The sequence below is a fragment of the Streptomyces sp. UNOC14_S4 genome (genome assembly GCF_020740835.1).
Classification (GTDB): domain Bacteria; phylum Actinomycetota; class Actinomycetes; order Streptomycetales; family Streptomycetaceae; genus Streptomyces.
In genome coordinates this window covers 1-9772 of record NZ_JAINFC010000291.1, presented here as the reverse complement: position 1 = coordinate 9772, position 9772 = coordinate 1, and the positions used below count along the sequence as shown (strand labels likewise).

Sequence of the window (9772 nt, the reverse complement as noted above, 5' to 3'; positions counted from 1 at the left end):
CGCCTCCACCGCGTACGCGCTGGACCGCGCCCACCACCGGCAGGCCCTCGAAGGCGTCGTGCCCGCCCTGTTCACCCGCTCCGGCGCCCCCCGGCACCAGGACGGCGGACGGCGCGACGGCATGCACACCTTCACCGTCGAGGCCGCGCTCGTCGAGCGGATACGCAAGGGCGGCAGCGCCCCCTTCCCGTTCATCGCGGCGGCCTTCGCCACGTACTTCTCGCGCGTCCACCGCACGGACGAGATCGTCCTCGGCGTGCCCTTCCGCAACCGGCACACCGACGAAGAGCTGCGTACCGTCGGCCAGTTCGCGAACAACCTGCCTGTGCGCGTGACCGTGGACCCGCGGTCCTCCCTGCGCGAGCTGGCCGCGGGCGTGCGCGCCACCACCGACGGGCACCGGGGCCACGAGCGCCTCGCCCATGGCGACCTGCTGCGCGAACTGCCCACGACCGCGACCGGATCCGCGACCGGCCCCGGCTCCGGCCCCGCCTCCCGGCAGCTGTTCGACATCACGCTGTCCTACCTGCGGCACCCGCGCCCCGCCGCCACGGACGACCTCGCGATCGAGAGCGTCATCCAGGCCCCGGTGCACGTGCCCGACGCCCTCGCCGTCCAGATCCACGCCTTCGAGGACGACGCAGACCTGCGCATCGACCTGCACTACGCGCGCGACGTCTTCGATACGGACTTCCCGATCGAGTCCGTGGCCGGTCACCTGCGCGCGCTGATCGCCGCGGGCGCCGAGCTGGAGGACGAGCCCGCCGTCACCCTCCCCGTGCTGAGCGACGCCGAGCACCAGGACCTCGTCGCCGGCCGCCAGGGCCCCGAGGTGCCGTACGCGAGCGACCGCACCCTGCACGGGCTCATCGAGGAGCAGGCCGCCCGTACCCCGGACCGCGTCGCCATCGCTTCCCACGGTGACGTCCCCGGGCTCACCTACGCCGAGCTCGACGCCCGCGCCAACCAGCTCGCCCGCGCCCTGCGCGCCGAGGGCGTGCGCCCCGACGACCGCGTGGCCGTCCTGATGCGCCGCGCCCCGCGCACCCTCGTCGCCCTGCTCGGCGTGCTCAAGTCCGGCGGCGCGTACGTGCCCGTCGACCCCGGCTACCCCGCCGAGCGCATCGAGTTCCTGCTCCGGGACAGCCGCGCCAAGGTCGTCCTCGTCGCCGACGACTCCCCGGAACCGGCCGTCGCCGACGACGTGCGCGTGCTGCGCGTGGACGACCTGCTGCACGGCCCCGACGGCCCCCTGGAACCGGCCGCAGCCCCGCACGACCTCGCCTACGTCATCTACACCTCCGGCTCGACGGGCAAGCCCAAGGGCGCCATGGTCGAGCACCACTCGGTGATCAACCGCCTCGCGTGGATGCAGAGCCGCTATCCGGTGGGCGAGGGCGACGTCCTGCTGCAGAAGACGCCGATCTCCTTCGACGTCTCCGTGTGGGAGCTGTTCTGGTGGGCGATCGAGGGCGCCTCGCTCGCCCTGCTGCCCGTCGGCGGCGAGAAGGACCCGCGTGTCCTCCTGCGCACCCTCGCGCAGCAGCGCGTCACCACCATGCACTTCGTGCCGTCCATGCTCGGCCCCTTCCTCGACCTGCTCGACGAGCGGCCGGAGCTGCGCGCCGAGGCCGCCTCCCTGCGCCAGGTCTTCTGCAGCGGCGAGGCACTGCCCGCCGCCCGCGTCGAGCAGTTCGGCCGGATCTTCGGACCCGGCGGCCCGAAGCTGGTCAACCTCTACGGCCCGACCGAGGCCACCGTCGACGTCTCGTACTACGACTGCCCCACCGACGGCGGCCCCGTCGGCCGCGTGCCCATCGGCCGTCCCGTGCACAACACCCGCCTCTACGTCCTCGACGCCCACGACGGGCTCCAGCCCGTCGGCGTCCCCGGCGAGCTGTGCATCGGCGGCGTCCAGGTCGCCCGCGGCTACCTGGAGCGGCCCGAGCTCACCGCCGAGAAGTTCATCGCCGACCCGTTCGTCCCCGGCGGCCGCCTCTACCGCACCGGCGACCTCGCGCGCTGGCTCGCCGACGGGACGGTCGAGTACCTCGGCCGCATCGACGGTCAGGTGAAGATCCGCGGCAACCGCGTCGAGCTCGGCGAGGTGCAGCACCACCTCGCGCGCGTCGATGGCGTGCGCGACGCCGTCGTCGTCGACCGCGTCACCCCGCGGCGCGGCACCCACCTCGTGGGCTACTACGTCGCCGACGAGCCGGTCGAGCCCGCGCGGTTCCGTGCCGAACTCGCCGCGAACCTGCCCGAGTTCATGATCCCCGCGCTCTATGTGCGGATCGACGCCGTCCCGCTGACCCCGAACGGCAAGGCCGACCGCCGCGCCCTGCCCGCCCCGGCGGCCGACAGCGGCCAGAACCGTACGGACGCCGCGCCGCGCACCGAGCTGGAGCAGCGGCTCGCCGAGGTCTGGGCGGAGGTCCTGGAGGCCCCGCACGTCGGCGTCCACGACGACTACTTCGCGCTCGGCGGCGACTCCATCCTGGCCCTGCGGATCCGCGCGGTCGCAGAGAAGCGCGGCATCCGCTTCTCCCTCACCGACCTCATACGGCAGCCCACCGTCGCCGGTCTCGCCGGTCTCGCCGAGCTCGCGGCCACCGCGTCGCAGGCCGCCGCCGACGAGCCAGAGCTCGCCCCGTACGGCCTGGTGTCGCACGTCGACCGCGCCCGCCTGGAGGGCACCGAGGACGCCTACCCGCTCTCCCGCCTCCAGCTCGGTCTGCTCTACCACAGCCGCGCCCAGGCGGACTCGGCCGTCTACCGCGACGTCTTCCAGTACACCTTCGTCCTGCCCTGGGACGAGGCGGTGTTCCGGCAGTCCTTCGCGAAGCTGGTCGCCCGCCATCCCGTCCTGCGGTCCGCGTTCGACCTCGGCTCCTTCTCCGAGCCGCTGCAGACCGTGGCCCCGCGCGTCGACGGCGGCCTGGAGATCCTCGACCTGCGCGGCGAGCAGGACGCGGCGGCCCGCGCCGAGATCGCCCGGCACGTCGAGGAGCGCCGCTTCCACCCGTACGTCTTCGAGCGGGCGCCGCTCCACCTCTTCCGCGTGCACGTCCTTCCGGAGACGGTGGAACTGGTGCTCAGCTTCCACCACGCGATCCTCGACGGCGGCAGCGTCGCCAACCTGGTGAGCGAGCTGTTCCAGGACTACCTGCACGCCGCCGGCCTCGGCATCGACGCCGTCGCCGAGCGCGCGCTGCCCTCGGCCGCCCTGCACGTCCGCGCCGAGCGCGAGGCCTTGGAGTCCGCGGAGACCCGCGCCTTCTGGCGCGAGCGGCTGGCCGGGGCCGAGCTGCCGCAGCTCGGCGCGTTCCGCCCGCACGAGGCGCCGACGGCCGATGGCCTGATCATCAGCAGGGTCGTGCTGCCCGACGAGCTCACCGAGGCCGTCCGGGGCTTCGCCCGCGAGCACGCGCTGCCGGTGAAGTCCGTGCTGTTCGCCGCGCACTGCCTCACCCTGCGGCTGTTCTCCGGCGCCACGGACATCACCACCGGCCTCGTCACCCACGGCCGCCCCGAGCAGGAGGGCTCCGAGCGCATCGCGGGTCTCTTCCTCAACACCATGCCCGTCCGCCTCGACGCGGCCTCCGACAGCTGGCTCGGCGTCGTCCGCGAGGCGTTCCGGCAGGAGCAGGACAGCCACCCGCACCGCCGCTACCCGCTCTCCTCCGTCCAGGAGGACCTCGGCGTCACCGTCCTGGACACCGCCTTCAACTACATCCACTTCCGCCAGCTCGGCGAGGTCTTCACACTCCCGGGCGTCGAACTGCGCGAGTTCCAGGCCTGGGAGGAGACCAACTTCCAGGTCCTGGTGAACGCCATGACCGACCCGACGGACGAGAGCATCACGCTCCGCATGGACTTCCAGGGCCGCACCTTCTCCGCCGCGCAGGCGGAGCTGTACGCGGACGGTTTCACCGGCATCCTGCGCCGCCTGGTCGAACACCCGGAGGAGCGGCCGCAGTTCGCGTTCCTCGCGCCCGCCGAAGAGCCCGCCGCCGAGGCGGTCGCCGACTCCGGGGAGCACCCCGACGTCGTCCGGCTCTTCACCGAGCAGGCCGCCCGCACCCCGGACGCCACCGCCCTCACCCACGGCGCCACTCGCTGGACGTACGCCGAGCTGGAAGCCGCCTCCGCGAAGGTGGCGCGCACGCTGGTCTCCCTGGGCTCCGCGCCCGGCGACCGCGTCGGCATCGCCATGCGCCGCTCGCCCGAGACCGTCGCCACCATCCTCGGCGTGCTGCGGGCCGGGGGCGCCACGGTGCCGCTCGACACCGGCTACCCCGAGGAACGGCTCGCCTCCATGCTGGAGCAGGCCGCGCCCTTCCGGGTCGTCGCCCACGCGGCACAGGCCCACCTGCTCACCGAGGGCACGCCGGTCCTCGTCGCAGAGGACGTCTTCGGGAACGACGACGCCCCCACGGACGTCGCCCTGCCGGAGATCGCGCCCGAGTCCGTCGCGTACGTCCTCTTCACCTCCGGCAGCACCGGCAGGCCCAAGGGCGTCGCCATGCCCCACCGGTCGCTCGCCAACCTCGTCGCCTGGCAGAACCGCGTACCCAGCGGCGTCGTCGGCGGCACGACCGTGCAGTACGCGCCCATGAGCTTCGACGTCTCCTTCCAGGAGATCTTCTCGACGCTCTGCGGCGGCGGGAACCTGCTCCTGGTCTCCGAGGACGAGCGCCGCGACATGCCCGCCCTGCTCCGCCTCCTCGACCAGCACAGGGTGGAGCGCGTCTACCTCCCGTACGTCGCGCTCCAGCAGTTCGCCGAGACCGCCGTCGCCCTCGGCACCGTGCCGGGCGGCATCAAGGCCCTCGCCTCCTCCGGCGAGCAGCTCCGCGTCACCGACGAGATCCGCGCCCTGTGCGAGCGGCTTCCCGGGGTGATCCTGGAGAACCAGTACGGGCCCACCGAGTCCCACGTCGTCACCGCGCACACCATGACCGGCGACCCGGCCTCCTGGCCCGCGCTGCCGCCCATCGGCACCGCGATCGACGGCGCCGCCGTGCACATCCTCGACGCGGACCTGCGGCCCGTGCCGGACGGTGTCAAGGGCGAGCTCTACCTGGCCGGCGCCTGCCTCGCCGACGGCTACGTCGGACAGCCGGAGCTCACCGCCGAGCGCTTCCTCACCCGCACCGTGGACGGCCGCGCCGAACGCCTCTACCGCACCGGTGACCTCGGCTTCCGTCTCCCCGACGGCTCGGTCGTCTGCGTCGGCCGCGAGGACTCGCAGGTCAAGGTGCGCGGCTTCCGCGTCGAGCCCGCCGAGGTCGAACTGGCGATCACGCGCTTCGCCCAGGACCACCCGGGCCTGACCGAGGCCGCCGTCGTCGCCCGCCGCCGCGAGGGCAACGACTCCTTCCTCGCCGCCTTCCTCACCGGCGACCCGGAGCGCGCCGACCTCGACCGGCTCGGCAAGCAACTGCGCACCGTGCTGCCGGACTACATGGTCCCGTCGCACTTCGAATGGCTCGACGCCCTGCCGCTGACACCCAGCGGCAAGCGCGACGACAAGGCGCTGCGCGCCCGGCAGCTCACCGCGGGCAGCACGGGCGAACTCACGGCCCCGCGCGACGAGTACGAGCGCACTCTCGCCGAGATCCTCGCCGAGCTCCTCCAGCTCCCCGCCATCGGCGTCCACGACAACATCTTCGACCTCGGCGGCACCTCGCTCACCGCGATGCGCCTCGTCGTCCTGATCGAGCAGCGCTATGGCATCAACGTGCCGCTGTCCGAGTTCGTGGCCGCGCCCACCGTCGCCGAGCTCGCCGACCGGCTGCGCAGCGGCGGCGCGGTGGCCGCCTTCGACCCGCTCGTGCCGATCCGGCCCGAGGGCGCCAGGCGGCCGGTGTTCCTCGTGCACCCCATGGGCGGCAACGTCCTGTGCTACCTGCGCTTCAAGCCCCACCTCCCGCAGGACCAGCCGGTCTACGCCCTCCAGGCGGCGGGCAGCGACGCGGGCACCGAGCCGCTGCGCAGCGTCCCCGAGATCGCCGCGAGCTACATCGCGGCCATGCGGCGCGTGCAGCCCAGCGGCCCGTACGCCATCGGCGGCTGGTCCTTCGGCGGCTTCGTCGCCTTCGAGATGGCCCGGCAGCTCCGCGCGGCGGGCGAGGACATCGCGAGCCTCGTACTCCTCGACACCACGGCCCTCAACCCGGGCCGCCGCACGGCCACCGGTGACGACGCGCTGCTCACCTGGTTCTTCTGGGAGCTGCTGTGGCTCCAGCGCGGCGGCAAGTCCCCGGAGGAGGTCATCCCGGCGCACCTGACGACGCTGGACGAGAAGTTCGACTTCATCGCCCAGCTCGCGGTCGACGAGGGCGTGCTGCCCGCCGGGTCCTCCGGCGCGATCGTCCGGCGGCTGTTCCACGTCTACGAGGCCAACTGGCGGGCCGCGTTCGCCTACCGGCCCGAGGTCGTCGAGCAGGACATGGCGCTGATCCACGCGATGGAGCCGCTTCCCCCGGTCCTGGACAACATGCACACCGCGATCGAGTCCATGCACCGTGACCCCACCAACGGCTGGCGCGAGCGCACCACCGGCGACCTGAACGTGATCGAGGTCGAGGGCGACCACCTCACCATCATGGAAGAGCCCTACGTTCAGAAGGTCGTCGAGATCGTCTTCGAATTGATGGGTGAGTGACCATGAGCCAGAAGCAAGGCCGGAAGGCCATCGTCGTGGGCGCGGGCATCGGCGGCCTCACCGCCGCCGTCTCCCTGCGCAAGGCGGGACTCGACGTCGAGGTCTACGAGCGGGCGAGCGAGCTCAAGGCCGCCGGTTCGGGCCTGTCGGTGATGAGCAACGCCCTCGCGGCGCTCGACTCCATCGGCATCGACCTGGGCCTGGAGAAGCGCGGCGCGGTGCTGGAGCAGTACCACGTCAGGACCGCCCGCGGCCGGCTGATCCGGGAGTTCCCCTTCCCCGAGATCATCTCCCGGATCGGCGTGCCCAGCGTCCTCATCACCCGCTCCGACCTCCAGCAGGCGCTGCTGGAGGCAGCGGAGGGCATCCCGATCGAACTCGGCGTGACAGCCACGGAATTCGAGACTCACGAGGACGGAAACGGCGTAACAGTCCGGTTCGAAGACGGGCGCGAGGCCCACGGCGACGTCCTGATCGGCGCGGACGGCTTCAACTCCGTCGTCCGCCGCCAACTGGTCGGCCCCGGCGAGCCCTCCAAGGACAGCGGCTACATCGTCTGGCTCGCCATCGTGCCCTTCGAGCACCCGCGCTTCACCCCGGGCTCCGTGACCCACTACTGGGGCAGCGGCAAGCGCTTCGGGCTCGTCGACATGGGCGGCGGCCGCCTCTACTGGTGGGGCACCCGGAACATGCCCGCCGAGCGCTCCCGCAACTGGCGCGGCGGCAAGGCCGAGATCCTGCGCTCCTACGCGGGCTGGGCCGACGAGGTGCAGCAGGCGATCCGCCGGACGCCCGAGGAGTCCATCATCGCCGTGCCCTCCCGCGACCGGCCCTTCCTGGAGCGCTGGGGCAAGGGCCCGGTCACCCTCCTCGGCGACGCCGCGCACCCCATGCTCACCAGCCTCGGCCAGGGCTCCGGCATGGCCATGGAGGACGCCGCCGTCCTCGGACGTGTCCTTGGCTCCGCCACCGACCTCACCCGGGGCCTGCGCCGCTACGAGGACGAACGCCGCGAGCGCGCCCGCGGCATGGTCGCCGCCTCCCGCGGCATCAGCGACTTCGAGCAGTCGGAGGACCCGATCCGGCGGCCGATACGCGACGCGTACTTCAAGTTCCTCCCGGCGTCCCGCCTCACGCGGACGCTGGAGGACGCCATCACCTTCCCCGGCCACATCCCAGCGGAGGCCCGCAGTGCCCGATAACACCCCTGTCAGGGGACGATCCGTCCTCATCACCGGAGCCTCCTCCGGCCTGGGCCGGGCCGCCACCCTGCACCTCGCCGAGCTCGGCTTCCGCGTCTTCGCCGGGGTCCGCAGGATCACCGACGGCGAGGACCTGGCGGCGGAGGCGTACGGCACGGTGGTGCCCGTACGGCTCGACGTGACCGACGACGCGTCGATCGCCGCGGCGGCGAAGGAGATCGACGGCCTGTGGGCCGTGGTCAACAACGCCGGTGTGTGCGTCTCGGCCCCCCTGGAATGCGTCACCACGGACGAACTGCGCCGCCAGCTCGACACCAACGTGGTGGGCCAGCTCGCCGTCACCCGGGCGTTCCTGCCGATGCTGCGCGAGAGCCGGGGCCGCGTGGTCAACGTGACCTCCGGACTCGGCAGCGTCGCCATCCCCTACATGGGCGCCTACTCGGCGGCCCAGTTCGCCAAGGAAGCCCTCACGGACGTCCTCCGGCGCGAACTCCGCGGCTTCGGCATCGACGTCTGCGTGGTGCAGCCCGGCGCCATCATGACCCCCATCTGGGGCAAGGTCTCCGACGTCGGCCGCGCCGCCCTGGACGCCGTGCCGGAGCGGGTCGCCGAGCTCTACCGCATCCCCTTCAACCGCTTCCTGTTCGCCAACGAGCGCAGCGCGCGGACGAGCCCGACGACCCCGGAACACTTCGCCCGGGCCGTCGCCCGCGCCCTGACGGACGCGCGCCCGCGCTCCCGCTACGCGGTGGGCGCCGACGCGCGCAAGCTGGGCGTCCTGTCCCGCGTCCTGCCGGACGGGGCGCTGGACCGGCACCTGGCGCCGATCACGCGCTGACCGCGTCACGCACAGGGGGCGGAGCCTCTCAGGAGGCCCCGCCCCCTCCGCACGCCGCCACCCGCGGCGCGGCGGCCAGCACACCGGCCGCCCGCTCCATCAGCCCCGGATCGTCCAGCGTGAACCGACCGACGTGCAGATTCGTGTGCCCGTACAACGTCTCGGGCCGCGACCTGCTCGCGTCCACCCGCAGCGTCCACGCCGCCTCCGGCACATCCAGCGACCCCGGCTTGGGCGTCGCCCGCGAACTCCAGATCGTGCACAACACCCAGTCCATGTCCTTCGTCGACGAGGCCCCCACGGCGTTCCGCGCGGCCACGTCCAACAGATAGACATCCGGCACATCGGGAATCGGCAGATACCCCCCGACAGCGGTGTCCCCGAACCGCCCCGTCGTGGCGTACGCGACGACCCCATACGTATCCGGCCAGTAATTCAGCAACGGGAACACGGTCACGCGCCCGCCTCCCGTGATGGTCTTCGCCATGGATCCCCTTTTCCCATGCGGCAGTTGAGAGTGCCGATGGTGTCTCTTCGGGGTGGGGTGGGGCGGACGTAGGAGGCGAGGGTCACCCCCACGAGTGGTTTCCACCGGGGCTGCGCCCCGGCCCCCCGGCGCCTACTGGGGTGCGGCTTGCGCTACGTGTGCGGCTGCGGGTCCGGTGGGGGCTGGTCGCGCAGTTCCCCGCGCCCCTTGAAGGGGGCTTCGCCCCCCTGGCCCGGTGGTCGCCTGCGGCCCAGTGGGGACTCCTCGCGCCGTTCCCCGCGCCCCTGAAAAGCCGCCTGCGAGCTCGGTCGCCCATGTCCGTCCGGCGGCTGCGGACCGTCGCTGGTTGCTCGCGCAGTTCCCCGCGCCCCTCGAAGGGGGCTTCGCCCCCCTGGCCCGGTGGCCGTCTGCGGCTCCGGTGGGGGCTTGTCGCGCAGTTCCCCGCGCCCCTGATGGGGCGCGCTGCTCCGCCCGGTGCTTCCACAGCGGGGCGCGGCGGCGGGGGCAAACCATCCCCTGCGGAGAGCCGAAAACGGACGCAGCGGCCCCCTACGGATAGCCGACGTCCGGTGGAG

3 protein-coding genes and 1 pseudogene are annotated in these 9772 nt (G+C 72.9%); 3 read left to right on the top strand and 1 reads right to left on the bottom strand.

From position 1 onward, the window contains the following. Positions 1-22: 22 nt before the first annotated feature. From K6I34_RS23585 to K6I34_RS23575, 3 genes and pseudogenes are all read left to right on the top strand, one after another. Positions 23-6670 (top strand): annotated as a pseudogene (locus K6I34_RS23585) (amino acid adenylation domain-containing protein); the annotation flags it as partial. A 2-nt stretch (positions 6671-6672) separates the two neighbouring features. Next, a complete protein-coding gene (locus K6I34_RS23580; protein WP_229328337.1) occupies positions 6673-7872 on the top strand; it encodes an FAD-dependent monooxygenase in 1200 nt (399 codons plus the stop codon). Continuing rightward, positions 7862-8710, top strand: coding sequence for an SDR family oxidoreductase (locus K6I34_RS23575; protein WP_229328336.1), 849 nt, complete (start codon positions 7862-7864; stop codon positions 8708-8710). Before K6I34_RS23580 ends, K6I34_RS23575 begins: the two co-directional genes overlap by 11 nt. Positions 8711-8738: 28 nt before the next feature. Here K6I34_RS23575 and K6I34_RS23570 read toward each other — a convergent pair whose 3' ends face one another. Next, positions 8739-9197: a hypothetical protein gene (locus K6I34_RS23570; protein WP_229328335.1), complete on the bottom strand. Its 459-nt coding sequence runs from the start codon at positions 9195-9197 to the stop codon at positions 8739-8741. Between the last annotated feature and the right edge of the window lie 575 nt (positions 9198-9772).